The organism is Streptomyces sp. NPDC020958 (assembly GCF_055562175.1).
On the sequence record NZ_JBVHFU010000006.1, the window covers coordinates 12,250 to 36,644 of the forward strand.

Here is a 24,395-nt window from a genome sequence, read left to right on the forward strand (position 1 = left end):
CCGCCCTGGGTTACGCGGAACCCCCTCGTGTGCTGGCATCCTTGACGGGGACGGGGTGTCCGGGGGAGGGCGCACGGCGACCCCTTCGGCCCGATACCTTCTGTACGTTCCCTCGTGACCGCCCCACGCCGAACCAGGAGCACGGCCGCGTGAGCCCCGTGAGCAGCAACGCACCGCTCGGCCAGTCGCCGCTGCGCACCGTGCAGGTGCTGGGCGGCGGCAACGCCGGCAGCAGCGCGCACGTGCGTTCGCTGACCGCCGGCCTCGTCGCGCGGGGCGTGCGGGTCACGGTGTGCGCCCCCGTGGAGGCCGATCGCGCCTACGGCTTCTCGGACGCCGGCGCCGACCACGTGCGCGTGCCGCGCAGCAGCGACCCGGGGTCGGTCGCCGCGCTCCGTGCGGCCTGCACCGGCGCGGACCTGGTGCACGCCCACGGCCTGCACGCCTCCTTCCGTGCGGCGCTGGCACTGAGCGGCCGCAGCACCCCGCTCGTCGTCACCTGGCACAACCGGGCGCACGCCGAGGGTGCCCGGGCGCATCTGCTGCGGATGCTGGAGCGGCGCGTGGCGCGGGCCGCCACGGTGGTCCTCGGGACCACGTCCGACCTGGTGGACCGCGCCCGTCGCACCGGAGCCCGGGACGCCCGGCTCGCCGCCGTGGCGCTGCCCGGACCGCGGCTCGCGAAGCCGGACGACCCGGAGGGGCTGCGGCCCAAGGTCCGTGCCGAACTCGGCGCCATGGGGCGGCCGTTGCTCATGGCCGTCGGCTCCCTCGACCGGCATCGCGGCTACGACGTCCTGCTGGACGCGGCCCACGCCTGGCGGCGGCTCGACCCGGTACCGCTGCTCGTCGTCGCCGGGGAGGGCCCGCTGCGTGCGGAGTTGCAGCGGCGGATCGAGGCGGAGGAACTGCCCGTCCGGCTCCTCGGCCGCCGTGACGACGCCACCGAACTGCTCGCCGCCGCCGATCTCGCGCTGCTGCCCAGCCGTTGGGAGTCCCGCTCGGTCCTCGCGCAGGAGGCCCTGCACGCGCGCGTGCCCCTGGTCGCGACCGCCGTCGGCGGTACCCCCGACCTGGTCGGGGACGCGGCCGAACTCGTCCCGTACGGCGACGCGCCGGCCCTCGCCGCCGCCGTCGTACGCCTGCTCGGCGCCCCCGAACGGTGCGCGGAACTGCGCGAGAAGGGCACCCGGCAGGCGGCGAGCTGGCCGACCGAGGACGAGACGGTGGCCCAGGTCCTCAGCGTGTACGACGAGTTGACCCAGCCCCGGCCGCTCTAGGCCCTGTCGTCACATTCCCGTCGTCGCCCGGAGGGCGGCCCTGCGGCGTCAGGTGCGTGCTCTGGGGGTCCCCCCGGCCGGAGGCTGGGGGAGCGTGCATGGCGTCGCGGGGCAGGCGGGAATGTGACGACAGGGTTTAGGGCCCTCAGGAGACGTGTCTGCGGGCTCTGAGCGCCAGGCTCAACGCGAGGACCACCTGCGGGTCGTCGAGGTCGGTGCCCAGCAACTCCCCGATCCTGGCGAGGCGGTTGTAGAGGGTCTGCCGGTTGAGGTGCAGTTCGCGGGCCGTCTCCGCCTTGCGGCCGGCGTGTGCCAGATAGGTCTCCAGGGTGGGCAGCAGCGGCGGCCTGGAGCGGTGGTCGTGCTCGCGGAGCGGGCCGATCGCACGGTCCACGAACGCGGCGAGGTCGGGGTGGTCGCGCAGCCGCCACAGCAGCAGGTCGATGTCCAGACGGCGGGCGTCGTACCAGGGGCGGTCGGAGAGGCCCTGGGCGGCCGTCGCCGTCTCCGCCGCGTGCCGCAGCCCCGCCGAGGCCGCCGCCCAGCCGCCGGCGGCCCCGACCACCACGACCGGCGCGGCGGCCCCGGGACGCCGCATCCCGGCGCGCTCCACGCCCGCCCGCAGCGCCGCCGCGACCCGGTCCGCGACCGTCGTCCGCTCCGCCTCCGAGCGCAGGCCGAGCAGCAGCGGCACCCGCCCCTCCACCGGCCGTACGCCCAGCAGGACCGGGACGCCCACCGCCGCCAGCTCCTCGCCGACCGCCCGGGCCAGCACGGCCCAGCCGCCGCCCGGGGAGCCCGGCGAGAGGGAGTCGGCGATCCGCATGACCACGGGCAGCAGCGGGCTGCCGCCCGGCTTGAAGCCGAGCACCCGGGCCTGGGCCGGGGCGTCCGCCGCGGTGATGCGGCCCTCGGCGAGGTCGGTCAGGAAGTCGCCGCGCCCGCGGGCCGCCAGCTCCTCCTCCTGGCGGGCCTGCATCAGCACGACGGCCACGATCCCGGCGGCGCGTTCGGCGGCGATGCGATGGACGGGAGCGAGGGGGCCGCGCACCGGCAGCAGGACCAGCCGGGCGCGCACCGAGCCCGTGCCGGGTCCACCGCCCGGCACGTCCACCAGGACGGACCCGGTCGGCGGCGGCGCGTCCCGGTGCTGCCCGCGCAGCCCCTCCCACACCTGGAGCGGATCCGCGCCCTCGGGCCCCGACCCGGCGGCGTACAGCAACTGGCCGTCGGTGGTCTCCAGGAAGACCGGGTTGCCGCTGAAGTCGGCCAGGATGGCCAGCACCTGCGGCACCCCGCCGCCGCCCAGCAAGGCCTCGGTGCAGCGGCGGTGCACCTCCTCGGCGCGCTGGAGGAGCGTGTAGTGGTGGTTGACGATCTCGGTGTGGATCTCCTCCGTCACCGTCACGAAGGGCACCTCGCGGTGCAGCACGACGAGCGGCAGCCCGGTGGCCCGGGCGGTGTCGACGAGCGTGGCGGGCAGCCGGGAGAAACGCGGGCCCAGCTCCACCACCAGGGCGGCGATGCCTCGCTCGGCGAGGGTGCGCACGAACGCCCGCTGGTCGGTGGGCCGGGTGCCCAGGCCGTAGCCGGTGGTGAGCAGCAGCTCACCGCCCTTCAGCAGCGAGGCGATGTTCGGCACCTCGCCCGCGTGCACCCAGCGCACCGTCCGGCCCAGCCGGTCCGCGCAGGCCAGGATCTCCGGGAGCCCGCTGCGCAGCCCGGGCAGCTCAAGCGCCTGCTGCACGGTGATCCCGCCGCCCTGGGTGTCGAATCCGCTCCCCGTCCCGCTGTCCATGGGGCGGACGCTACCTGGGCGAACGCCTCCACGGCACCTTCGGATCCCGCGGCCGACGGCGCCCGCCCGCCGCGCGGCGGCTACCCGCCGTACGCCCCGGACGCGGTCAGCCGCAGTGCCGTGTCGATCAGCGGCACGTGGCTGAACGCCTGCGGGAAGTTCCCCACCTGCCGCTTCAGCCGCGGGTCCCACTCCTCGGCGAGCAGCCCGAGGTCGTTGCGCAGGGCGAGGAGCTTCTCGAAGAGCTTGCGGGCCTCGTCGACGCGGCCGATCATCGCGAGGTCGTCGGCCATCCAGAACGAGCAGGCCAGGAAGGCGCCCTCGTCACCGGGGAGTCCGTCGACGCCCTCGTCGCCGCCCGAGGTCGGGTAGCGCAGGATGAAGCCGTCCGAGGTGGACAGCTCGCGCTGGATCGCCTCGATGGTGCCGATGACCCGCTTGTCGTCCGGCGGCAGGAACCCCATCTGGGGGATCAGCAGCAGCGACGCGTCCAGCTCCTGCGAGCCGTACGACTGCGTGAAGGTGTTGCGTTCCTTGTCGTAGCCGCGCTCGCAGACGTCCCGGTGGATGTCGTCGCGCAGCTCCTTCCAGCGCTCCAGCGGGCCGTCCGCGTCCCCGGACTCGATCAGCTTGATCGTCCGGTCCACGGCGACCCAGGCCATCACCTTGGAGTGCACGAAGTGCCGGCGCGGGCCGCGCACCTCCCAGATGCCCTCGTCCGGCTCGTCCCAGTGGTCCTCCAGGTACCGGATGAGCTTGAGCTGGAGCAGCGAGGCGTAGTCGTTGCGGGCGAGGCCGGTCATGTGGGCCAGGTGCAGGGCCTCGGTGACCTCGCCGTAGACGTCCAGCTGGAGCTGGTGCGCCGCGCCGTTGCCCACCCGGACCGGCGCGGAGTTCTCGTAGCCGGGCAGCCAGTCCAGCTCGGCCTCGCCCAGCTCGCGCTCGCCCGCGATGCCGTACATGATCTGCAGGTTCTCGGGGTCGCCGGCGACCGCGCGCAGCAGCCACTCGCGCCAGGCGCGGGCCTCCTCGCGGTAGCCGGTGCGCAGCAGCGAGGACAGGGTGATCGCCGCGTCGCGCAGCCAGGTGTAGCGGTAGTCCCAGTTGCGGACGCCGCCGATGTCCTCGGGCAGGGAGGTCGTCGGCGCGGCGACGATGCCGCCGGTGGGGGCGTACGTGAGCGCCTTCAGCGTGATCAGCGACCGGATCACGGCCTCCCGGTAGGGGCCGTGGTACGTACAGTGCTCGACCCAGTCGCGCCAGAAGTCCTCGGTCGCCTGCAGCGACTGCTCCGGCTCCGGCAGCGCGGGCGGCTGCTTGTGCGAGGGCTCCCAGGAGATCGTGAACGCGATCCGGTCACCCGGGGCCACCGTGAAGTCGGCGTACGTGGTCAGCGCCTTGCCGTAGGTCTCCGCCGAGGTGTCGAACCACACCGAGTCGGGGCCCGCGACGGCCACCGTGCGGCCGTCGTGCTTGTGCACCCAGGGCACCACCCGGCCGTAGGAGAACCGCATCCGCAGGACGGAGCGCATCGGCACCCGGCCGGTGACGCCCTCGACGATGCGGATCAGCTGGGGCGCGCCGTCACGCGGCGGCATGAAGTCGGTGACCCGGACCGTGCCGCGCGGGGTGTCCCACTCCGACTCCAGGATCAGCGAGTCGCCGCGGTAGGTGCGGCGGGCCGCGGCCGGCGGCTCGGAGTCGGCCGCGTGCGCCGGGCCGAGCCGCCAGAAACCGTGTTCCTCGGTGCCGAGCAGACCGGCGAAGATGGCATGCGAGTCGAAGCGGGGCAGGCACAGCCAGTCGACTGTGCCGTCCCGGCAGACCAGGGCAGCGGTCTGCATGTCTCCGATGAGTGCGTAGTCTTCGATGCGCCCGGCCACGTGCAACTCCAGTCGAACGGCCACGTCACCCCCCGGGCAGACGGGGGGCTGTCGCTAGTGCGGTCAAGGGGGGTTGTTGTTGTACGTCGTTGAGCGGTGAAGCAAAGCAGCCCGCCATGCCCTGAGGCAAAACGACAGTCATAGCTCAACGAACTGCCAGGCTCTCGTTGTTCCGGGAGTACGGGCGGGGGTGTGCCGTTTTTTTCCGGACGGGCTCGGCAGCGAGTGTCCGAGCAGGATACGACGCACGTAGATGATCTGCGTGCTGCTCCGGGCAACCCGTGTGGGCCGAACGGGTGAGCGCTGAGTGAAAAGCCGGTAAGCAGGACCCCCTATCCGTGCCGACATGTGTACGGACCGTGGCCGGAAGCCATCTCCCCGAGGCGCTGATACCCTGGTAGCCCGTGGACCGGTGGGCGCGAAACCCCCGAACCGCAGCGACGGCACCACCCCCGGAAACGCCCGGACGGCCGCCGTACCGCACGACAGACCGCGACCACGGGAGCCCCCTCTTGGCCATGCCGCCGCATGCTTTCCGAAACAGCACAGCCACGACGACCAAGCACATCTTCGTCACCGGGGGTGTCGCCTCCTCGCTCGGCAAGGGCCTGACGGCCTCCAGCCTGGGCATGCTGCTCAAGGCACGGGGCCTGCGCGTCGTGATGCAGAAGCTCGACCCGTACCTGAACGTCGACCCCGGCACGATGAACCCCTTCCAGCACGGTGAGGTGTTCGTCACCAACGACGGCGCCGAGACCGACCTGGACATCGGCCACTACGAGCGCTTCCTCGACCGCGACCTGGACGGCTCCGCCAACGTCACCACGGGTCAGGTCTACTCCACGGTGATCGCCAAGGAGCGGCGCGGCGAGTACCTGGGCGACACCGTCCAGGTCATCCCGCACATCACCAACGAGATCAAGCACCGCATCCGGCGCATGGCGACCGACGAGGTCGACGTCGTCATCACGGAGGTCGGCGGCACGGTCGGCGACATCGAGTCGCTGCCGTTCCTGGAGACCGTCCGCCAGGTCCGGCACGAGGTCGGCCGGGACAACGTCTTCGTGGTCCACATCTCGCTCCTGCCCTACATCGGCCCGTCCGGCGAGCTGAAGACCAAGCCCACCCAGCACTCGGTGGCCGCGCTGCGCAACATCGGCATCCAGCCGGACGCGATCGTGCTGCGCTGCGACCGCGAGGTGCCGACCGCCATCAAGCGCAAGATCTCGCTGATGTGCGACGTCGACGAGGCCGCGGTCGTCGCCTGCCCGGACGCCCGCTCGATCTACGACATCCCGAAGACCGTGCACGGCGAGGGCCTGGACGCCTACGTCGTCCGCAAGCTGGACCTGCCGTTCCGCGACGTGGACTGGCGGACCTGGGACGACCTGCTCGACCGCGTCCACAACCCCGACCACGAGATCACCCTCGCGCTGGTCGGCAAGTACATCGACCTGCCCGACGCCTACCTGTCGGTCACCGAGGCGCTGCGCGCCGGCGGCTTCGCCAACCGGGCCCGCGTGAAGATCAAGTGGGTGACCTCGGACGACTGCAGGACCCCGGCCGGTGCCGCCGCCCAGCTGTCCGACGTGGACGGCATCTGCATCCCCGGCGGTTTCGGCGACCGCGGCGTGCTCGGCAAGGTCGGCGCCATCCGCTACGCCCGCGAGAACCGGATCCCGCTGCTCGGCCTCTGCCTGGGCCTGCAGTGCATCGTGATCGAGGCCGCCCGCAACCTGGCCGACATCCCGGACGCCAACTCCACCGAGTTCGACTCCGCCACCGGCCACCCGGTCATCTCCACCATGGCCGAGCAACTGGACATCGTCGCGGGCGAGGGCGACATGGGCGGCACCATGCGGCTGGGCATGTACCCGGCGAAGCTGGCCGAGGGTTCCATCGTGCGCGAGGTGTACGACGGCAAGGAGTACGTCGAGGAGCGGCACCGGCACCGCTACGAGGTCAACAACGCCTACCGCGCCGAACTGGAGAAGAAGGCCGGCATCCTGTTCTCCGGCACCTCCCCGGACGGCAAGCTCGTCGAGTACGTCGAGTACCCGCGCGACGTCCACCCCTACCTGGTCGCCACCCAGGCCCACCCGGAGCTGCGCTCCCGCCCGACCCGCCCGCACCCGCTGTTCGCGGGCCTGGTGAAGGCCGCGGTCGCGCGCCGGCAGGGCGCCGACGAGCAGGGGAATGCGAAGTAACACACCGGTTGTACGGTGGCCGGGGCGCACACCGTCACAGGTGGGCACCCCGGTTTTCTTCTCTGCAGGTGGCAGGCGCGTGGAAGGGCGACACGGCATGACGATCAAGGACACCCCCGAGGAGTGGGAGATCCGGGCGACGGAGACCCCCTTCGTGGGCAACAAGACCTCCGTCCGTACGGACGAGGTGGTCATGCCCGACGGCACGGTGGTCCGCCGCGACTACCAGGTCCACCCCGGCTCCGTCGCCGTCCTCGCCCTCGACGAGGAGGACCGCGTCCTGCTCATCCGGCAGTACCGGCACCCGGTCCGGCAGAAGCTCTGGGAGATCCCGGCCGGCCTGCTCGACGTCCCCGGCGAGAACCCGCTGCACGCCGCCCAGCGCGAGCTGTACGAGGAGGCCCACGTCAAGGCCGAGGACTGGCGGGTGCTCACCGACCTCTACACCACCCCCGGCGGCTGCGACGAGGCCGTACGGGTCTTCCTCGCCCGTGATCTCGCCGAGGCCGAGGGGGACCGCTTCGAGTCGGAGCACGAGGAGACCGACCTGGAGTACGCGCGCGTGCCGGTCGACGAGCTGGTCCGCCTGGTGCTCGCCGGCGACCTGCACAACACCTGCCTCGTGACGGGCGTCCTCTCCCTGGTCGCCGCCCGCGCGGGCGACGGTCTCGACGCCCTGCGCCCGGCCGACGCGCCCTGGCCGGCCCGCCCCTTCGAGGCCTGAACCCGCCCCTGGACTCGTGCTCCCGGGCCGGAATCCTCCCTTTGGCCGTACCGGTGTGACCATCGCCTGATCCGATCGGGCGATGCGCCCGCCGCGCTCCGCCGGGAACGTCCGCGCACGTGAACTAGGCTCGACGCGAGTGAGCCGAAACGCCCGAACCGGAGTCCCGGCGGGCTTGCGTGTGCGGTGGGACGGGAGTGTGGCCCGTGACGGATCAGGCGGTGGACACAGGCGGCGCACGACTGGCGGCGCCCGCGGCCCCGGACGACCAGTTCCTGGGCCGCACAAGGGAGTTGAAGGAACTGCGCGCCGACATCGAGCGCGCGGGCCTGGACACCATCGCGGGCCGCAAGGCCCCCCGTGCCCGCGTCCTGCTGATCGCGGGCCGGCCCGGATCCGGACGCACCGCCCTCGCCGCGGAACTGGTCCGCAGGGTCGCCGCCGACTACCCCGACGGTGTGCTGCGCGCCCGCCTCGCCGAACCCGACGGCACCCCGGTCCCCGTCGAGCGCACCGCCCGCGACCTGCTCACCGCGCTCGGACTGCCCACCCCGCCCGGCGCCGCCGAGGACGACCTCACGCACGCCCTGCGCACCGCCCTCGCCGACCGCCGGATGCTGCTCCTGCTGGACGACGCCCCGGGCGCCGAAGAGGTGGACGCGCTGCTCCCGGACACCCCCGACTGCCTGGTCGTCGCCGTCTCCGGCGGCCCGCTCACCGGGATCTCGGACGTCCGCCCGTGCACCCTGGGCGGCCTCGACACCAAGTCGGCCGTGGAGCTGCTCGCCCGCTACACCGGCTCGGTCCGCATCACCGTCGACCCGCGGTCCGCCGAGGCGCTGGTGGAGGTGTGCCAGGCGCACCCCGCCGCGCTCACCCTGGCCGGCGGCTGGCTGGCCGCCCGCCCCCAGGCGGCCGTCGCCGACCTCGCCAAACGCCTGCACGCCGACGCCGACGACAGCAGCGCCCTGGCCCGGGTCTTCCGCTTCGTGCACGGCCAGCTGCCCGCCCAGCCCGCCCGGATACTGCGACTGCTCAGTCTGGCCCCGGCCGGCCTGGTCGACCCGCACACCGCCTCGGCCCTGGCCGGCTGCTCGGTCGACACCGCCCGCACCACCCTGGACGAACTGGCCCGCCTCGGCCTTCTGCACGTCGCGGCCTCCCCGCTGCCCCAGTACGAGGTCCCGGGCTGCCTGCACCCGCTGATCCGGGCCATGGCCGAGGCCCAGGAGCGGACCGGCGAGCTCCAGCTGGCCCGCGCCCGCATGCTGGAGCGCACGGTACGGCTGCTGCAGTCCTGCCGGGCGATCACCGAGACCGACAACCCGCAGGCCCGCGAGAAGCTCCAGGCGCTCCCTCACGAGCTGCGCTTCCCCACCCCCCGGGCCGCCGCCGACTGGCTGCGCGCCCGGCGCCCCGCCCTGCTGGCCGCGGCCCGCGCCGCGGTCGCCGACGGCGAACTGGACACCCTCGCCCGCCGCCTGATGGCCCAGCTGGTCAAGGCCATGGTGGCGCACTTCGGCACCCGGGCCGCGGCCCCCGACCTGTACGGCATCCACCGGCTCGTCCTCGACGTCGCCGAGCGCCGGGACCTGCCCCGCGAGCAGGCCGCGGCCCTGCTGAACCTGGGCGACCTGGACGCCCAGACCGGGCGTACCAGGGATGCGCTGGTGCGCTATCGGTCTGCTCTGGACGCCGGACGCAGAGCCCATGACCCGTACGCCACCGGTCGCGCGATGGAATCCGTAGGTGGTGCGCATCAGGAGCTGGGCGACTACGACCGGGCCGCCGACTGGTTCGGCCGCGCCCTCGCCCAGCGCCTGGCCCGTGACGAGCGCCCCGAGGCCGCCCGGCTCTACGGCCGTATCGCCGGCGCGCACACCTACGCGGGCCGTTACGGCGAGGCGCTCAGGGCCTGGCGGGCGGCTGTTTCCGGCCACCGCAAGAACGGCGATGTGGCCGCACAGGCACGGGCGTTGAGCGAACTCGCCCGGGTGCAGGAGTACGCCGGACGCCCGGAGGAATCGCTGCGCACCTGCCAGGAGGCGGTGGAGTGGGCCCGCCGTGCCGAGGACACCCGGCTCCAGGCGGCGCTCCAGCTCCGGCTGGCCGACACGCTGGAGCGGCTCGGCGACTCCACCGCCGCGAGCCTGCACCGGGCGGCGGCCGAGCGCATGCTGGGTGAGGGGGCCGCGGCCCCCTCGGACTCCGACTCCGAGCCGGAACAGGGTGCTAACACCTACGAAATCCGTACTGGGTCACTAAAAGATTGATGCAATGAAAGGCTAGACACGCGGAACACCTTCATTAAACTGGCTCTGCCGCCGGTTCTCCTGCGGTGTCTCCTGGTGTACCCCGTATGCCGGGTATGTGCAGTCATGCCCCCACACCCTCTGAGCCAAGGACCGTGATCGACGTGAAGGTCGGCATCCCCCGCGAGGTCAAGAACAACGAGTTCCGGGTGGCCATCACCCCGGCCGGCGTCCACGAGCTGGTGCGCCACGGCCACCAGGTCGTCATCGAGCGCGGCGCCGGGGTCGGCTCGTCGATCCCGGACGACGAGTACACCGCCGCCGGCGCCACGATCCTGGACACCGCCGACGAGGTGTGGGCCACCGCCGACCTGCTGCTGAAGGTCAAGGAGCCCGTCGCGGAGGAGTACCACCGGCTGCGCAAGGACCAGACCCTCTTCACCTACCTGCACCTGGCCGCGTCCAGGGAGTGCACCGACGCGCTCCTGGAGTCCGGCACCACGGCCATCGCCTACGAGACCGTCGAGCTGCCGAGCCGCGCGCTGCCGCTGCTCGCGCCCATGTCCGAGGTCGCCGGCCGGCTCGCCCCGCAGGTCGGCGCCTACCACCTGATGCGCGCCAACGGCGGTCGCGGGGTGCTCCCCGGCGGTGTCCCCGGCGTGCTCGCGGCCAGGGCCGTCGTCATCGGCGGCGGGGTCTCCGGCTGGAACGCCGCCCAGATCGCCATCGGCATGGGCTTCCACGTGACCCTGCTGGACAAGGACATCAACAAGCTCAAGGAGGCCGACAAGGTCTTCGGCACCAAGATCCAGACGGTGGTCTCCAACTCCTTCGAGCTGGAGAAGGCCTGCCTGGAGGCCGACCTCGTGATCGGCGCGGTGCTCATCCCCGGCGCCAAGGCCCCGAAGCTCGTCACCAACGAGCTGGTCTCCCGGATGAAGCCGGGAAGTGTCCTTGTCGACATCGCGATCGACCAGGGCGGCTGCTTCGAGGACTCCCGGCCCACCACCCACGCCGAGCCGACCTTCCGGGTCCACGAGTCGGTCTTCTACTGCGTCGCCAACATGCCCGGCGCGGTGCCCAACACCTCCACCTACGCGCTCACCAACGCCACGCTGCCGTACATCGTGTCGCTCGCGAACAACGGCTGGGCGGAGGCGTTGCGCCGGGACGCCGCGCTGGCCAAGGGCCTCAACACCCATGACGGCAAGGTCGTTTACAAGGAGGTCGCCGAGGCGCACGGCCTGGACCACGTGGACCTCGACACGCTGATCGGCTGAGCCGGAACGGCGGGCGGCCGCTAAGTCACCTTTTCGTAAAGGCGATACGTCAACAAGCCGCGTCAATCACTCGCGTCCGGCCGGACCTTGCCCGACAAGGTCCGGCCGGATGTGTGTATGGTCACTTTGCGGCTCTCGGTCAACTCGCCTCGAACGTAACCCTTCGACCGATTCGCACACCGGTGAAACCTGCTGTGCGACGGCCGTACGCCCTTGACAGCGACATGTTTCATTGCCGACACATCGTGCCGGGTCCGGCGGATTGTGTTGCTGCGGACGCCCGACACGCCATAGAGTCGCCAACCGTCGGCATGGTGCCACGCTGACCTGTCTAGAAGTTTCCTGGTCACCAAGGAGGTAAGACGACTTGTGAATGAGTCGACATTTTCTCCCGGGGGTGGTCAACCAGGAATGCCGGTACGGGACCAGGGTCCCGCGGGGTTCGAGGCTGTCGGCTCCGTCGCGGTGCGCACCTTCACAGCAGCCCGGAGTCCGCTGACCACGCGGACAGCACACCAGAGCATGGATGGCCATCACGTGAACGCCAGGGCCGGCGACGGAAGTGGCGCGCCCCACAACCACTTCGCCGACTACGACGAACTGCCCGACGGGCACTTCTACGACCCCGACGCCGAGTACGAGCCCGATCCGGAGTACGCGGCCACGCTGGCGCCCGACGCGGCCCGCCAGCGCCGCGAGCGCGTCGGCCCGACCGGACGCCCGCTGCCGTACTTCCCGATCCCGGGCCCGGTGACCAGTCACGGCCCCGCGACGATCATCGCGATGTGCAACCAGAAGGGCGGCGTCGGCAAGACCACGTCGACCATCAACCTGGGTGCCGCGCTCGCGGAGTACGGCCGGCGGGTGCTGCTCGTGGACTTCGACCCGCAGGGCGCGCTGTCGGTGGGCCTCGGCGTCAACCCGATGGAGCTCGACCTCACCGTCTACAACCTGCTCATGGAGCGGGGCATGGCGGCCGACGAGGTCCTCCTGAAGACCGCGGTCCCCAACATGGACCTGCTGCCCTCCAACATCGACCTGTCGGCCGCCGAGGTCCAGCTGGTCTCCGAGGTCGCCCGCGAGTCGACGCTGCAGCGCGCCCTCAAGCCGCTGCTGCCCGACTACGACTACATCGTGATCGACTGTCAGCCCTCGCTCGGCCTGCTCACGGTCAACGCGCTGACGGCCGCCCACAAGGTGATCGTGCCGCTGGAGTGCGAGTTCTTCGCGCTGCGTGGTGTCGCCCTGCTGACCGAGACCATCGAGAAGGTCCAGGAGCGGCTCAACCCGGAGCTGGAGCTCGACGGCATCCTCGCCACCATGTACGACTCCCGCACCGTGCACAGCCGTGAGGTGCTGGCCCGTGTGGTCGAGGCCTTCGACGACCACGTCTACCACACGGTGATCGGCCGCACGGTCCGCTTCCCGGAGACCACGGTCGCCGGTGAGCCGATCACCACGTACGCCTCCAACTCCGTCGGTGCCGCCGCCTACCGCCAGCTCGCCAGGGAGGTGCTCGCCCGGTGTCACGCCGAGTGAGTCTGCCGGGGGCCGACGAACTGTTCCGTACGACCGGGGGGATGGCGCTGCAGCCGTCCAGCCCCAGGCGCCCGGCCAACGGCGAGGCCCGGGTGCCGTCCCCCGCGACTCCCGCGGGGGAGAACGACGAGGCGGCGGCCGAACCCGCCGAGGACGCGCCGCACGCGGTGCCCGCGCAGGCCGGCGACGGCGAGGGCGCGGAGCACGTGGCGGCGGAGGCGGAACCGGCCGAGTCCGGGGAGTCCCGCAACCGTGGGGTCTCCGCCACCGTGGCCCCCTCGGGTGCGCGGCGGCAGCCGGTGCAGGAAGGTTCTGGCGCCGACGCCCAGGCCGCGTCCCGCAAGCAGCGCGGTGGCAGGGCGCCCGCCCGGCGGCCCAGCGGGCGCGAGCGGCACGACGAGAAGATCACCGTGTACGTCTCCGCCGAGGAGCTGATGGACCTGGAGCACGCCCGCCTCGTGCTCCGCGGCGAGCACGGACTCGCCGTCGACCGGGGCCGGATCGTCCGCGAGGCGGTCGCCGTGGTGCTGGCGGACCTGGAGTCTCGCGGAGACGCGAGCATCCTCGTACGACGGCTGCGGGGCCGGTAGAGGTAGCCTGCGGGGGCCATGACCTCGACCGACGCCCCCGCTCCCGGCCCCTCCGGCGGCCGCCGACGCGCCCTGGGCCGAGGCCCGGGGACGGCGCCTCGACCGACGGCCGCCCCGCCGGACCCCGCCGAGGCACGGCGGCCGACCCCCGCGCCAGAAGCTGCCACACCGGCTCCCGTGCCCGAAGCCGGTGGACCGGATCCCGCCCCGGAAGCCACCGCACCGGAGCCCGGCACCGATGCACGCGAGCCGGACGCCGCGGCGCCGGGCCCCGGGGGTGTCGCGCCGGAGGGGGGCGCCGGGGCGGCCGAAGCGGGCGCGGCGGGACCCGTTCCCGACGGGGTCTTCACGGTGCGGCTCGCCAACTTCGAGGGGCCCTTCGACCTCCTCCTCCAGCTGATCTCCAAGCACAAACTGGACGTCACCGAGGTCGCGCTGTCCAAGGTCACCGACGAGTTCATGGCGCACATCCGGGCCATGGGACCGGACTGGGACCTGGACCAGACGACCGAGTTCCTCGTCGTCGCCGCCACCCTGCTCGACCTGAAGGCCGCGCGGCTGCTGCCCGCCGCCGAAGTGGAGGACGAGGCCGACCTGGCGTTGCTGGAGGCGCGGGACCTGCTGTTCGCGCGGCTGCTGCAGTACCGGGCGTACAAACAGATCGCCGACATCTTCAACCGGCGCCTGGACGACGAGGCCCGCCGCTGGCCCCGTACCGTCGGCCTCGAACCGCACCTCGCCGAGCTGCTGCCCGAGGTCGTCATCAGCATCGGGGCGGAGGGGTTCGCGAAGCTCGCGGTCAAGGCGATGCAGCCCAGGCCCAAGCCGCAGGTGTACGTCGACCACATCCACGCCCCGCTGGTCAGCGTGCAGGAGCAGGCCGGGATCGTGGTGGCGCGGCTGCGGGAGCTGGGGGAGGCCAGCTTCCGGGTGCTCGTCGCGGACACCGACAACACGCTCACCGTCGTGGCTCGTTTCCTGGCACTCCTGGAGCTGTACCGGGAGAAGGCCGTCGCCCTCGACCAGGAGACCGCCCTCGGGGATCTGATCGTGCGGTGGACCGGCGGGGACGCGGGGACCCAGCCCACGGTGACCGACGAGTTCGACCGGCCGCCCGAGCCGCCCAAGGAGGAGAAACCGTGAGCGAGGACACCACGGACCTGCCGGGGGGACTGCGTCCCGTCGCCGACCTCGACCTCAAGCCGGCCCTGGAGGCGGTCCTGATGGTCGTGGACGAGCCCGCCACGGCCGAGCACCTGTCCCGGATCCTGGAACGGCCCCGGCAGACGATCACGAAGGCGCTGCGGGCGCTGGCCGACGAGTACACCGCGCAGGGCCGCGGCTTCGAGCTGCGGTTCGTCGCGGGCGGCTGGCGCTTCTACACGCGCGGCGCGTACGCGCCCGCCGTGGAGCGGCTGGTCCTGGAGGGGCAGACGGCACGGCTCACCCAGGCCGCGCTGGAGACCCTCGCGGTCGTCGCGTACCGCCAGCCGGTGAGCCGCAGCCGGGTCTCGGCCGTACGAGGGGTCAACTGCGACGGTGTGATGCGCACCCTGCTCCAGCGCGGTCTGGTCGAGGAGGTGGGCGCGGAACCCGAAACAGGTGCGATCCTGTACAGGACGACGAACTACTTCCTGGAGCGGATGGGCCTGCGCGGCCTGGACGAGCTCCCGGAACTCGCGCCCTTCCTCCCGGAGGCCGAGGCGATCGAGGCCGAGACCCAGGAGGGTGTGCCGTCGTTCGATCCGGACGCTCCGGATTCCGAGGACGCAGACGACAAGACGGAACTTTGATGCGAAGCAGCAGCGGCAGGAACAGCAGCGGAAACAACGGCGGGAGCCGTGGTGGCAACAGCGGCGGCCGCGGCGGGAGCAGCGGTGGCCGCGGTAACTACCGCGGCGCCGGCAACGCCCGCGACGACAAGCAGGGCGGCCGGCCGAAGAAGCCGCGCCCGGAGGAGCGGCGCTACGACGTGGGCCCCGGCGCCACCCAGGACGGCCCGAAGTCGGGCCGCGGCGCCTCGGCGCGCGGCGGCGCCAAGGGCGGCCCGAGGCAGGGTCAGAGCACCGGGCGCGGCCGTACCGCTCCGGCGAGTTCCCGTGAGTACGACGCCCGTGCCGAGGAGCGCAACCGCGAGCGGTACGCGGGCAAGAAGGACGTGAAGCTCCCGAAGACCTTCCCGGGCGCCGAGCAGGAGGGCGAGCGGCTGCAGAAGGTCCTCGCCCGCGCGGGCTACGGCTCCCGGCGTGCCTGCGAGGAGCTGATCGAGCAGGCCCGTGTCGAGGTCAACGGCGAGATCGTGCTGGAGCAGGGCAAGCGGGTCGACCCGGAGAAGGACGAGGTCCGCGTCGACGGGCTGACCGTCGCCACGCAGTCGTACCAGTTCTTCTCGCTGAACAAGCCGGCCGGTGTGGTCTCCACCATGGAGGACCCGGACGGCCGGCAGTGCCTCGGCGACTACGTCACCAACCGGGAGACCCGCCTCTTCCACGTGGGGCGCCTGGACACCGAGACCGAGGGCGTCATCCTGCTCACCAACCACGGCGAGCTGGCGCACCGGCTGACCCACCCCAAGTACGGCGTGAAGAAGACGTATCTCGCGCACATCGTGGGCCCGATCCCGCGCGACCTGGGCAAGAAGCTCAAGGACGGCATCCAGCTGGAGGACGGCTACGCGCGCGCGGACCACTTCCGGGTCGTCGAGCAGACCGGCAAGAACTACCTGGTCGAGGTCACCCTGCACGAGGGCCGCAAGCACATCGTGCGCCGGATGCTGGCCGAGGCCGGCTTCCCGGTCGACAAGCTGGTGCGGGTCGCCTTCGGCCCGATCACCCTCGGCGACCAGAAGTCGGGCTGGCTGCGCCGCCTGTCCAACACCGAGGTCGGGATGCTGATGAAGGAAGTCGACCTCTAGAGCGCCTGTGCGCCCCTCTGACGGCCGGTCCCGGGTCCACCGGGACCGGCCGTCGTCGTTCCCGTGCACGGGGGGCCAGCGGGCATGGAGGGCTTGCGCGGTGATCGGACGAGGCTTTATAGTCACGAAGACTATTAATGGGAGGGGGTGAAGAGACCGTGCAGGGCTACGACAAGTACGCCTACGAACCCTTCGCCGTCACCGTGGACCTCGCCGTCCTCACCCTGCGCGCGGGCGCCCTGCACGTGCTGCTCGTCGAGCGCGGACTGGAACCGTACGCCGGCCGGTGGGCGCTGCCCGGCGGCTTCGTGCTGCCCCGGGAGTCGGCCGAGACGGCGGCCCGGCGGGAACTCGCCGAGGAGACCGGCCTGACCGACGTGTCGGGGCTGCGCCTGGAGCAGCTGCGCACCTACAGCGAGCCGGACCGCGACCCGAGGATGCGGGTCGTCTCCGTCGCCTTCACCGCGCTGCTGCCCCATCCGCCCGAGCCGCACGGCGGCGGCGACGCGGCCCAGGCGCGCTGGCTGCCGTACGACCCCGCCCGGCCGCTCGCCTTCGACCACGACCGGATCCTCGCCGACGCCCACGACCGCGTCGGCGCGCAACTGGAGCACAGCTGTCTCGCCACCGCCTTCTGCCCGCCCGAGTTCACGCTCGGCGAGCTGCAGAACGTCTACGAGACCGTGTGGGGCGTCACCCTGGACCGCCCCAACTTCCGCCGCAAGGTCCTCGCCACGCCCGGCTTCGTCGAACCCGTCCCCGGAGCCGCCCGGCTGACCGGCGGGCGCGGCAAACCGGCCGCGCTCTACCGCGCGGGCCCCGCCACGACACTCCGCCCGCCCCTGCTCCGCCCGTCCCGGGAAGGACGCCCCGCATGACCTTCACCGCCCACAAACGCGCCGCCACCGGCTCCCTCATCGGTCTCGCCCTCGGGGACGCACTGGGCTTCCCGACCGAGTTCGACGACGTACCCGGCATCCTCGCCAAGTGCGGGCCCTGGCGGCGGATGGAGCTGCCGAAGCGCGCCTTCGTCTCCGACGACACCCAGATGACCCTGGCCGTCGGGCACGCGCTGCGCACCGCCATGGACCGCGGGGTGCTCGGGCCCAAGCGGCTGGAGCGGCCGCTGCGCGAGGAGTTCGTGAACTGGTACCAGTCGCCGGAGAACAACCGCGCACCCGGCCGCACCTGCCTGCGGGCCTGCGCCCTCCTGAAGGAGGAGGGCCGGATCTGGCAGGACGCCGGCCAGATCGACTCCAAGGGATGCGGCGCCAACATGCGGGTCGCGCCCATCGGCCTCGCACCCGGTCTGAGCGACGAACAGCGGGCCGGTGCCGCGCAGTTGCAGTCCGCCCTCACCCACGGCCACCCCACCGCCCTGGCCGCCTCGGACCTCACCGCGCGCGCCGTGCTGCTGCTCGCACAGGGAACCGATCCGGTGGACCTCGTCGGACGGCTGCGGTCGTACGCCGTGGACAACCGCACCCGCTACCACCACACCTGGCTCGGCGACCTCTGGACGCGCGGCCACGACGCGAGCCCCGAGGCGTTCATCGCGCGCGGCTGGGACGAGTGCCTGGAGATCCTCGACCGCCTCCGGGACGCCGTGGCCACCGTCTCCCCGGAGGACGACCCCTGCCTGGCCACCGGCGCCGGCTGGATCGCCGAGGAGGCCCTGGCGACCGGCCTGCTGTGCTTCCTGCTCTTCCCCGAGGAGCCGTTGGCCGCCCTGCGCCGGGCCGCCTGCTCCTCCGGCGACTCGGACTCGATCGCCTGCCTCACCGGGGCGTTCGCGGGGGCGTGGCTGGGCGAGGACGCCTGGCCGACGGAGTGGGCCGACCGCGTCGAGTACCGGGGCGACCTGATGACCCTGGGCGCCCTCTGGGACGCGTGAGGGCATGATCGACGACCTCGACCCGGACCTCGACCCGGCGCCCGTCGTCGCCGAGCAGCCCGACCCCCTGCTGTTCGCGACCGTCTCCGGCGCGCACCTGTACGGCTTCCCGTCCCGGGACTCCGACCTGGACCTGCGAGGCGTCCACCTGCTGCCCGCCGCCGACCGGAGCTCGTCACCCACGACCTGCGCAAGTTCGCCCGGCTGATGCTGCGCCGCAACGGCTATGTGCTGGAGCAGCTCCTGTCGCCGCTCGTCGTGCACACCGGCGACACGCATCGCGAGCTGGCCGCGCTCGCCCCCCGGCGTGCTCACCCGCCACCACGCCCACCACTATCGCGGGTTCGCCGTCACCCAGTGGCGGCTGTTCGAGAAGACCGGCGAGCTCAAGCCGCTGCTCTACACGTTCCGGGTGCTGCTCACCGGCATCCATCTGATGCGCAGCGGCGAGGTGCAGGCCCATCTGCCCACGCTCCTCGAGGAGGTGCCGGAGGCCCCCGCCCACCTGCCCGAGCTGATCGCCGCCAAGGCCGAGCAGGAGCACGGCAAGGCCGCTGTGGACCACGCGCGCGTGGAGGCCGACGTGGAGCGGCTGCACGTCCTGCTCGACGAGGCGCAGAACGGCTCAGCGCTGCCCGACGTGCCCCGTGCGCACGACGCCCTGCACGACCTGGTGGTCCGCGTACGTCTGGAGGGCTGAGTCCCGGCGCGCCCGGAACAGGAAGTCGGCCACGCGCGCGTGGTCGGGTTCCGCCGGGAGCGGGCTGGAGTGCAGGGCCCGCTCGGTCTCCGCGGCCAGCCGGGCCATCCGGGACTCGATCTCCGTCCAGGAGACCTCACCCCGCTTCACCGCCAGGAACTCCGCACGCCGCTCACCGACCTCGATCGTCAGCTCGCCGGTGCGCAGCAGGTCGCGGGCGCTCGTCAGCAGCCGCAGCAGGTGCATCGCGTGCTTCCAGCGCGGGGCGCCGTGCGTCCGGACGTCCGCGTCGAGCTTGCGGCGCTGGCCGAGGGCGTAGCGGGTGAAGGTGTCGTAGGCGCGCCGGGAGAGGAAGGCGCCGCGCAGCGCGAGCAGTTCGCGGCCCGTGTCGTCGACGTGTTCGACCAGGGGCGAGTGCAGGCACTCCAGGATGTTCGGGTTGCCGCGCAGCGCCAGCTCGCAGAACCGCTCCAGCTCCCAGGAGAACCGCTCCTCGCCCGGCCCCTCGACGTGCGTGGGCGGCTTCTCGAAGCCCCAGAACAGGGGAGTGGGGGCGAGGAACACCCCGCGGCGGTCGGTGTCGCTGTCCCCGGTGGCCAGACCGAAGGCCCGCGACCCCATGACACAGGCGTAGATCGTGTGGTCGCGTACCAGGTCCTCGGGCTGCATGCCGGGGAGCGTACGTGGCCGAGTCAGCCCAGGGTGATCGAATTTCCGCTCACCATGATCGACTCGGCCGGCAGCGCCCTGGTCGCCGGGCCGTGGGCGACCGAGCCGTCGGCGATGTGGTACTTGCTGCCGTGGCAGGGGCAGTCGATGGTGCCGTCCGCCACCTTGTCCACGGTGCAGCCCATGTGGGTACAGATCGCCGAGAAGGCCTTGAACTCGCCCTTCGTCGGCTGGGTCACCACGATCTTGTGGTCCTTGAAGATCGTGCCGCCGCCCTCGGGAATGTCACTCGTCTGCGCCAGCGCCTTCCCGGAGGCCGCGCTCGCCGACCCGGAGGCGGACGACCCGGCGGTGGGTGACGCGGGGGAGGCGGGCGTCCCGGACGAGGTCGGCGTCCCGGACGAGCTGGAGGAGCCGTTGCCCTTGTTGCCGCCGCAGCCCACGCAGGTCGCGGCGAGCGCCGCGGTACCCGTCGTGAGCACGGTGCGTCGAGTGGAGCCGTCTGTCATGTCGTCACCCCGAACGTGCGGAAGAACCAGAATGCGGACGTCAGCCAGACGAGCGTGAGCACGGCGAACACCAGCCCACCGACGATCGGCAGCAGCCAGCCAGGGAGTCGCTCCCAGCGGAGCAGCAGCATCTTGGCACTGAAAACACCGAAGAAGAAGCAACCCAGGATGGAGTGCCACAAAACGCGGGTTTCGTACGTCTGATAGCCCAACGCGTACAGGCAGTGCACCGCCACGGGGACGGCGACCAGGAACGCGATCCGCCCCGACCAGCGGTGCAGCCCCGAGGCCCACTGCGGTCCCGGCAGCCTGCCGTACAGCATCAGCGCGGAGACCAGCTGGACGAGTGCGAAGAAGACCGCGATCGAGGCCAGCCACGACTTCCCCGCGAACGTGCTGCTGAAGGCGCCGAGGCCGAAGACGCGCCCCGTCGGGTGGTGGACGCTGCCGTACACGCCGAGGGCGACCGCGACCGCGCCGGCCACCAGGACGGGGACGAGGTAGCGGACGGGGTGCGGGCCGTGGCGGTGCGGCTCGGGCGGCGGCCAGCCCTGGGCGGCGGCGTTCGGGTCGACGGTCATGGTCGGCTCCCTCGGGTCACGGCCGGATGCCGGCGAGTACGATCCAGCCGTCGTCGACCTTCGCCCCGCGCACGGTCGCCGTGACCCGGTACAGGCCCGATCCGTCGTCGGTGCGGCCGAAAGGGACGTCGGCGATCTTCGGCGGCGACTGGGCCGGGGAGGAGAGACTCCTCGTCCCCGCCGTCGCATCGAGCGTCAGCGTGAGCAGGCCGAGCAGCAGACCCGCGAGCAGGGTCAGCAACGGACCGGGGCGTTTCATGGCGGACCTTCCCGAGACGGGTCTGTCTGCCATGAGAGCGGACGGGCGGGCCCGGCGTGCAGAGGCGCACAGGAGCGGTTCACCCCGAGTAGCGGAATTGGGTCGTACGCGTGACATTGGGGCCATGGCAGGCGATGACCTCGAAAACATACTCGGCAGCCTCCTGGGCGACGACGGCGAGGGCGCCGGGATGCTGACCACGCTGATCGGCGCGATGAGCCACGGCCAGGGCGGCTCGCTCGGCGGGCTCCTGGAAACCCTCGCGAAGTCCGCTCCGGCCGCGCAGCAGGACTAGGACGTCTCAGCGGGCGGGCACGGCGCACGCGTCCGGTGGCGGTCTGACTACGCTGGACGGAGCAAGAGGGCGACGTCAGAACAGGAGCAGCACCGTGGCGGTACGAGCGGTCCGGGGGGCCGTCCAGCTGGAGCGGGACGAGGCCGGCCACATGGACGAGCAGGTCGGAGCACTGCTCACGGCCATCCTTGAGCGGAACGGCCTGACCGCCGACGACCTGATCAGCATCTGGTTCACGGCCACTCCCGACCTGCACAGCGACTTCCCGGCGGCCGCCGCGCGCAAGCTCGGCATCGTCGACGTACCCCTGATCTGCGCCCAGGAGCTGGACATCGCGGGCGCCATGCCCAGGGTCGTACGGATCCTCGCGCACGTCGAGTCCGAGCGGCCCCGCGCCGAGATCAACCACGTCTACCTCGGGGCCGCGGCCGCCCTGCGCAAGGACATCGCCCAGTGAGAACCGCGCTCGTCATCGGTACCGGGCTGATCGGTACCTCCGCCGCGCTCGCCCTCGCCCAGCGGGGCGTCGTCGTCCACCTCTCCGACCACGACCCCGAACAGGCCCGCACCGCGGCCGCGCTCGGGGCGGGCACCGACGAGGCGCCCGTCGGCCCCGTCGACCTGGCGATCGTCGCCGCCCCGCCCGCCCATGTGGCGGCCGTCCTCGCGGACGCCATGGGCAGGGGCGTGGCCCGCGGCTACATCGACGTGGCCAGCGTCAAGGGCGGCCCGCGCCGCGAGCTGGAGGCACTCGGCCTGGGCCTCTCGTCGTACATCGGCACGCACCCCATGTCCGGCCGGGAGAAGTCCGGCCCGCTGGCGGCCACCGCCGACCTCTTCGAAGGCCGCCCCTGGGTGCTCACCCCGACCCGGGACACCGACACCGAGGTGCTGAACCTCGCCCTGGAGCTGGTCTCGCACTGCCGCGCCGTCCCGGTCGTCATGGACGCCGACGCCCACGACCGCGCCGTGGCCCTGGTCTCCCACATGCCCCACCTGGTCTCCAGCATGGTCGCCGCCCGTCTGGAGCACGCCGAGGAAGCGGCCGTACGCCTGTGCGGGCAGGGCATCCGGGACGTGACCCGGATCGCCGCCTCCGATCCCCGGATGTGGATCGACATCCTCTCCGCGAACCCCGGCCCGGTCGCCGACCTGCTCGCCGACGTCTCCGCCGACCTCGACGAGACGGTCCGCGCGCTGCGCGCCCTGCAGTCCTCGGACGAGTCCAAGCGGCGCGAGGGCGGCGCCGGCATCGAGGACGTGCTGCGCCGCGGCAACGCGGGCCAGGTCCGGGTGCCCGGCAAGCACGGCTCGGCGCCGCGGGCCTACGAGGTCGTGGCGGTGCTCATCGACGACCAGCCCGGCCAGCTGGCCCGGATCTTCGCGGACGCCGGCGCGGCCGGGGTCAACGTCGAGGACGTGCGGATCGAGCACGCGACCGGTCAGCAGGCCGGTCACGTCCAGCTGTGGGTGGAGCCGAAGGCGGTGCCCGTCCTCACGTCGGCACTGCGGGACCGCGGCTGGGCGCTGCGGCAGTAGGCCTGAATCCGGCGGTCCCGGGGGCCGGTAACCTTGTGCGGGGCGCACTGGCGTCCCGCACACCACCCACCACCTGCACCCGGAAGGTGTCCCCCCGTGGAAAACGGCGCCGCAAAGCCCGTGATTGTCGCGATCGACGGCCCCTCGGGCACCGGCAAGTCGAGCACGTCCAAGGCCGTGGCCGCGCAGCTGGGCCTCAGCTACCTGGACACCGGCGCCCAGTACCGGGCGATCACCTGGTGGATGGTGAACAACGGCATCGACCTCACCGACCCCACGGCGATCGCCGCGGTGGCCGGCAAGCCGGAGATCGTCTCCGGTACCGACCCGGCGCACCCGACGATCACGGTCGACGGCGTCGACGTCTCCGGCCCGATCCGCACCCAGGACGTCACCTCCAAGGTGAGCGCGGTCAGCGCGGTGCCCGAGGTGCGCACCCGGATCACCGAGCTGCAGCGCTCCCTGGCCTCCTCCGCCGAGGCCGGGATCGTCGTCGAGGGCCGGGACATCGGCACCACGGTGCTGCCCGACGCCGACCTGAAGGTCTTCCTCACCGCCTCCGCCGAGGCGCGTGCCGCCCGCCGCAGCGGCGAGCTGAAGGGCGCCGACGTCAACGCCACCCGTGAGGCGCTGATCCAGCGGGACGCGGCCGACTCGACCCGCAAGACCTCGCCGCTCGCCAAGGCGGGCGACGCGGTCGAGGTGGACACCACCGAGCTGACGCTGGCCCAGGTCATAGAGTGTGTCGTCACCCTCGTCGAGGAGAAGCGGGCCGGGAAGTGAGCCTTCCGTCGCAGCGGGGCGCCGAGACCGGGCGGCGCATCGGGGTCGGCCTCATGTACGGGCTGTGGAAGCCGCGCGTGCTCGGCGCCTGGAAGCTGCCGGCGCAGGGCCCGGCGATCCTCGCCGTGAACCACTCGCACAACATCGACGGGCCGATGGTGATGGGCGTGTCGCCACGGCCGACGCACTTCCTCATCAAGCAGGAGGCGTTCGTCGGCCCGCTCGACCCGTTCCTGACCCGGATCGGCCAGCTGAAGGTGGACCGCCGGTCCACCGACCGCACGGCGGTCACCCGGGCGCTCGGCGTCCTGGAGGCCGGGGGAGTGCTCGGGATCTTCCCCGAGGGCAGCCGGGGCGACGGCGACTTCGCCGCGCTGCGCGCGGGCCTCGCCTACTTCGCGGTGCGCTCCGGGGCGCCCATCGTGCCGGTGGCCGTCCTGGGAAGTTCCGAGCGGCACGGACGGTTGATAAAGGGGCTGCCGCCGCTGCGCTCCCGCGTCGACGTCGTCTTCGGCGACCCGTTCGAGGCGGGCGACGGCACCGGCCGCCGCACCCGCAAGGCCCTGGACGAGGCCACCGAGCGCATCCAGAGGCAGCTCACCGGCCACCTGGAAAACGCCAGGCGTCTGACCGGACGCCGGGCGACACTGAGTAGTGGATCCGCCCGATAGGGGCTGTTCCACCGATCACCACGATGAA

At 72.5% G+C, this 24,395-nt stretch carries 23 protein-coding genes and 1 pseudogene; 18 read left to right on the top strand and 6 right to left on the bottom strand.

What is annotated here, in order from left to right; genetic code table 11:
• Nucleotides 1-149 precede the first annotated feature (149 nt).
• Nucleotides 150-1,280 (top strand): glycosyltransferase family 4 protein, encoded by a 1,131-nt coding sequence (locus ACZ3KP_RS19300; protein ID WP_467500987.1) that lies wholly within the window; start codon nt 150-152, stop codon nt 1,278-1,280.
• Between the two features lie 145 nt (nt 1,281-1,425).
• On the opposite strand, the gene ACZ3KP_RS19305 is transcribed toward ACZ3KP_RS19300, so the two are convergent.
• Nucleotides 1,426-3,078 carry a PucR family transcriptional regulator gene (locus ACZ3KP_RS19305; RefSeq protein WP_467500988.1) on the bottom strand — a complete coding sequence of 551 codons (1,653 nt, stop codon included), beginning with the start codon at nt 3,076-3,078 and terminating at the stop codon, nt 1,426-1,428.
• 80 nt (nt 3,079-3,158) lie between these two features.
• Nucleotides 3,159-4,961 (bottom strand): glycoside hydrolase family 15 protein, encoded by a 1,803-nt coding sequence (locus ACZ3KP_RS19310; RefSeq protein ID WP_358977706.1) that lies wholly within the window; start codon nt 4,959-4,961, stop codon nt 3,159-3,161.
• 518 nt (nt 4,962-5,479) lie between these two features.
• Here ACZ3KP_RS19310 and ACZ3KP_RS19315 point away from each other — a divergent pair.
• From ACZ3KP_RS19315 to ACZ3KP_RS19370, 12 genes and pseudogenes are all read left to right on the top strand, one after another.
• A complete protein-coding gene (locus tag ACZ3KP_RS19315; RefSeq protein WP_358977352.1) occupies nt 5,480-7,168 on the top strand; it encodes a CTP synthase in 1,689 nt (562 codons plus the stop codon).
• Nucleotides 7,169-7,265: 97 nt separating this feature from the next.
• A complete protein-coding gene (locus ACZ3KP_RS19320) occupies nt 7,266-7,892 on the top strand; it encodes an NUDIX hydrolase (RefSeq protein WP_358977354.1) in 627 nt (208 codons plus the stop codon).
• Nucleotides 7,893-8,098: 206 nt separating this feature from the next.
• A complete protein-coding gene (locus tag ACZ3KP_RS19325) occupies nt 8,099-10,165 on the top strand; it encodes a tetratricopeptide repeat protein (protein WP_467500989.1) in 2,067 nt (688 codons plus the stop codon).
• 143 nt (nt 10,166-10,308) lie between these two features.
• Nucleotides 10,309-11,424, top strand: coding sequence for an alanine dehydrogenase (gene ald / locus ACZ3KP_RS19330; RefSeq protein ID WP_358977707.1), 1,116 nt, complete (start codon nt 10,309-10,311; stop codon nt 11,422-11,424).
• Between the two features lie 411 nt (nt 11,425-11,835).
• Entirely contained in the window at nt 11,836-12,963 is a 1,128-nt protein-coding gene (locus ACZ3KP_RS19335; RefSeq protein WP_132889015.1) for a ParA family protein, read from the top strand.
• Nucleotides 12,948-13,553, top strand: coding sequence for a hypothetical protein (locus tag ACZ3KP_RS19340; RefSeq protein WP_467500990.1), 606 nt, complete (start codon nt 12,948-12,950; stop codon nt 13,551-13,553). The genes ACZ3KP_RS19335 and ACZ3KP_RS19340 overlap by 16 nt, the downstream gene beginning before the upstream one ends.
• Before the next feature lie 18 nt (nt 13,554-13,571).
• A complete protein-coding gene (locus ACZ3KP_RS19345) occupies nt 13,572-14,696 on the top strand; it encodes a segregation and condensation protein A (protein WP_467500991.1) in 1,125 nt (374 codons plus the stop codon).
• Nucleotides 14,693-15,346, top strand: a complete 654-nt coding sequence (gene scpB, locus ACZ3KP_RS19350; protein WP_467500992.1) for an SMC-Scp complex subunit ScpB — start codon at nt 14,693-14,695, stop codon at nt 15,344-15,346. Before ACZ3KP_RS19345 ends, scpB begins: the two co-directional genes overlap by 4 nt.
• Complete coding sequence (locus tag ACZ3KP_RS19355) at nt 15,346-16,467, top strand: pseudouridine synthase (RefSeq protein WP_132889019.1); 1,122 nt, start codon at nt 15,346-15,348, stop codon at nt 16,465-16,467. The genes scpB and ACZ3KP_RS19355 overlap by 1 nt, the downstream gene beginning before the upstream one ends.
• 137 nt (nt 16,468-16,604) lie before the next feature.
• Nucleotides 16,605-17,345: an NUDIX hydrolase gene (locus ACZ3KP_RS19360; RefSeq protein WP_467500993.1), complete on the top strand. Its 741-nt coding sequence runs from the start codon at nt 16,605-16,607 to the stop codon at nt 17,343-17,345.
• Complete coding sequence (locus ACZ3KP_RS19365) at nt 17,342-18,361, top strand: ADP-ribosylglycohydrolase family protein (RefSeq protein WP_467500994.1); 1,020 nt, start codon at nt 17,342-17,344, stop codon at nt 18,359-18,361. The genes ACZ3KP_RS19360 and ACZ3KP_RS19365 overlap by 4 nt, the downstream gene beginning before the upstream one ends.
• 4 nt (nt 18,362-18,365) lie before the next feature.
• Nucleotides 18,366-19,061 (top strand): annotated as a pseudogene (locus ACZ3KP_RS19370) (nucleotidyltransferase domain-containing protein).
• On the opposite strand, the gene ACZ3KP_RS19375 reads toward ACZ3KP_RS19370, so the two are convergent.
• From ACZ3KP_RS19375 to ACZ3KP_RS19390, 4 genes are read right to left on the bottom strand one after another with little or no spacing between them, the layout of a single operon-like run.
• Nucleotides 18,987-19,730, bottom strand: a complete 744-nt coding sequence (locus ACZ3KP_RS19375; RefSeq protein WP_467500995.1) for a nucleotidyltransferase domain-containing protein — start codon at nt 19,728-19,730, stop codon at nt 18,987-18,989. The pseudogene ACZ3KP_RS19370 and the gene ACZ3KP_RS19375 overlap by 75 nt on opposite strands.
• Nucleotides 19,731-19,753: 23 nt before the next feature.
• Nucleotides 19,754-20,239: a Rieske (2Fe-2S) protein gene (locus ACZ3KP_RS19380; RefSeq protein ID WP_467500996.1), complete on the bottom strand. Its 486-nt coding sequence runs from the start codon at nt 20,237-20,239 to the stop codon at nt 19,754-19,756.
• A complete protein-coding gene (locus tag ACZ3KP_RS19385; RefSeq protein WP_467500997.1) occupies nt 20,236-20,820 on the bottom strand; it encodes a DUF6529 family protein in 585 nt (194 codons plus the stop codon). The genes ACZ3KP_RS19380 and ACZ3KP_RS19385 overlap by 4 nt, the downstream gene beginning before the upstream one ends.
• 16 nt (nt 20,821-20,836) lie before the next feature.
• Complete coding sequence (locus ACZ3KP_RS19390) at nt 20,837-21,079, bottom strand: hypothetical protein (protein WP_467500998.1); 243 nt, start codon at nt 21,077-21,079, stop codon at nt 20,837-20,839.
• A 124-nt stretch (nt 21,080-21,203) separates the two neighbouring features.
• Between ACZ3KP_RS19390 and ACZ3KP_RS19395 the strand changes: the two genes are divergently transcribed.
• From ACZ3KP_RS19395 to ACZ3KP_RS19415, 5 genes are all read left to right on the top strand, one after another.
• Complete coding sequence (locus ACZ3KP_RS19395; protein WP_467500999.1) at nt 21,204-21,374, top strand: hypothetical protein; 171 nt, start codon at nt 21,204-21,206, stop codon at nt 21,372-21,374.
• Nucleotides 21,375-21,468: 94 nt separating this feature from the next.
• The gene (aroH, locus tag ACZ3KP_RS19400) at nt 21,469-21,831 is read left to right on the top strand and encodes a chorismate mutase (RefSeq protein ID WP_358977371.1); all 363 of its coding nucleotides are present in this window, start codon (nt 21,469-21,471) and stop codon (nt 21,829-21,831) included.
• Nucleotides 21,828-22,913, top strand: a complete 1,086-nt coding sequence (locus ACZ3KP_RS19405; protein ID WP_467501000.1) for a prephenate dehydrogenase — start codon at nt 21,828-21,830, stop codon at nt 22,911-22,913. The genes aroH and ACZ3KP_RS19405 overlap by 4 nt, the downstream gene beginning before the upstream one ends.
• A gap of 96 nt (nt 22,914-23,009) precedes the next feature.
• Nucleotides 23,010-23,696, top strand: a complete 687-nt coding sequence (gene cmk / locus ACZ3KP_RS19410; RefSeq protein ID WP_132889026.1) for a (d)CMP kinase — start codon at nt 23,010-23,012, stop codon at nt 23,694-23,696.
• Nucleotides 23,697-23,749: 53 nt separating this feature from the next.
• Complete coding sequence (locus tag ACZ3KP_RS19415; RefSeq protein WP_467501277.1) at nt 23,750-24,367, top strand: lysophospholipid acyltransferase family protein; 618 nt, start codon at nt 23,750-23,752, stop codon at nt 24,365-24,367.
• Nucleotides 24,368-24,395: the final 28 nt, after the last annotated feature.

What these genes read in the sequence shown, in the direction of transcription:
- ACZ3KP_RS19305 (WP_467500988.1), bottom strand. Translation starts at nt 3,078, where the DNA reads ATGGACAGCGGGACGGGGAGCGGATTCGACACCCAGGGCGGCGGGATC.
- ACZ3KP_RS19315 (WP_358977352.1), top strand. Translation starts at nt 5,480, where the DNA reads ATGCCGCCGCATGCTTTCCGAAACAGCACAGCCACGACGACCAAGCAC.
- ACZ3KP_RS19320 (WP_358977354.1), top strand. Translation starts at nt 7,266, where the DNA reads ATGACGATCAAGGACACCCCCGAGGAGTGGGAGATCCGGGCGACGGAG.
- ACZ3KP_RS19335 (WP_132889015.1), top strand. Translation starts at nt 11,836, where the DNA reads ATGCCGGTACGGGACCAGGGTCCCGCGGGGTTCGAGGCTGTCGGCTCC.
- ACZ3KP_RS19345 (WP_467500991.1), top strand. Translation starts at nt 13,572, where the DNA reads ATGACCTCGACCGACGCCCCCGCTCCCGGCCCCTCCGGCGGCCGCCGA.
- ACZ3KP_RS19355 (WP_132889019.1), top strand. Translation starts at nt 15,346, where the DNA reads ATGCGAAGCAGCAGCGGCAGGAACAGCAGCGGAAACAACGGCGGGAGC.
- ACZ3KP_RS19360 (WP_467500993.1), top strand. Translation starts at nt 16,605, where the DNA reads ATGGGAGGGGGTGAAGAGACCGTGCAGGGCTACGACAAGTACGCCTAC.
- ACZ3KP_RS19365 (WP_467500994.1), top strand. Translation starts at nt 17,342, where the DNA reads ATGACCTTCACCGCCCACAAACGCGCCGCCACCGGCTCCCTCATCGGT.
- ACZ3KP_RS19375 (WP_467500995.1), bottom strand. Translation starts at nt 19,730, where the DNA reads ATGCAGCCCGAGGACCTGGTACGCGACCACACGATCTACGCCTGTGTC.
- ACZ3KP_RS19380 (WP_467500996.1), bottom strand. Translation starts at nt 20,239, where the DNA reads ATGACAGACGGCTCCACTCGACGCACCGTGCTCACGACGGGTACCGCG.
- ACZ3KP_RS19385 (WP_467500997.1), bottom strand. Translation starts at nt 20,820, where the DNA reads ATGACCGTCGACCCGAACGCCGCCGCCCAGGGCTGGCCGCCGCCCGAG.
- ACZ3KP_RS19390 (WP_467500998.1), bottom strand. Translation starts at nt 21,079, where the DNA reads ATGAAACGCCCCGGTCCGTTGCTGACCCTGCTCGCGGGTCTGCTGCTC.
- ACZ3KP_RS19395 (WP_467500999.1), top strand. Translation starts at nt 21,204, where the DNA reads ATGGCAGGCGATGACCTCGAAAACATACTCGGCAGCCTCCTGGGCGAC.
- ACZ3KP_RS19415 (WP_467501277.1), top strand. Translation starts at nt 23,750, where the DNA reads ATGTACGGGCTGTGGAAGCCGCGCGTGCTCGGCGCCTGGAAGCTGCCG.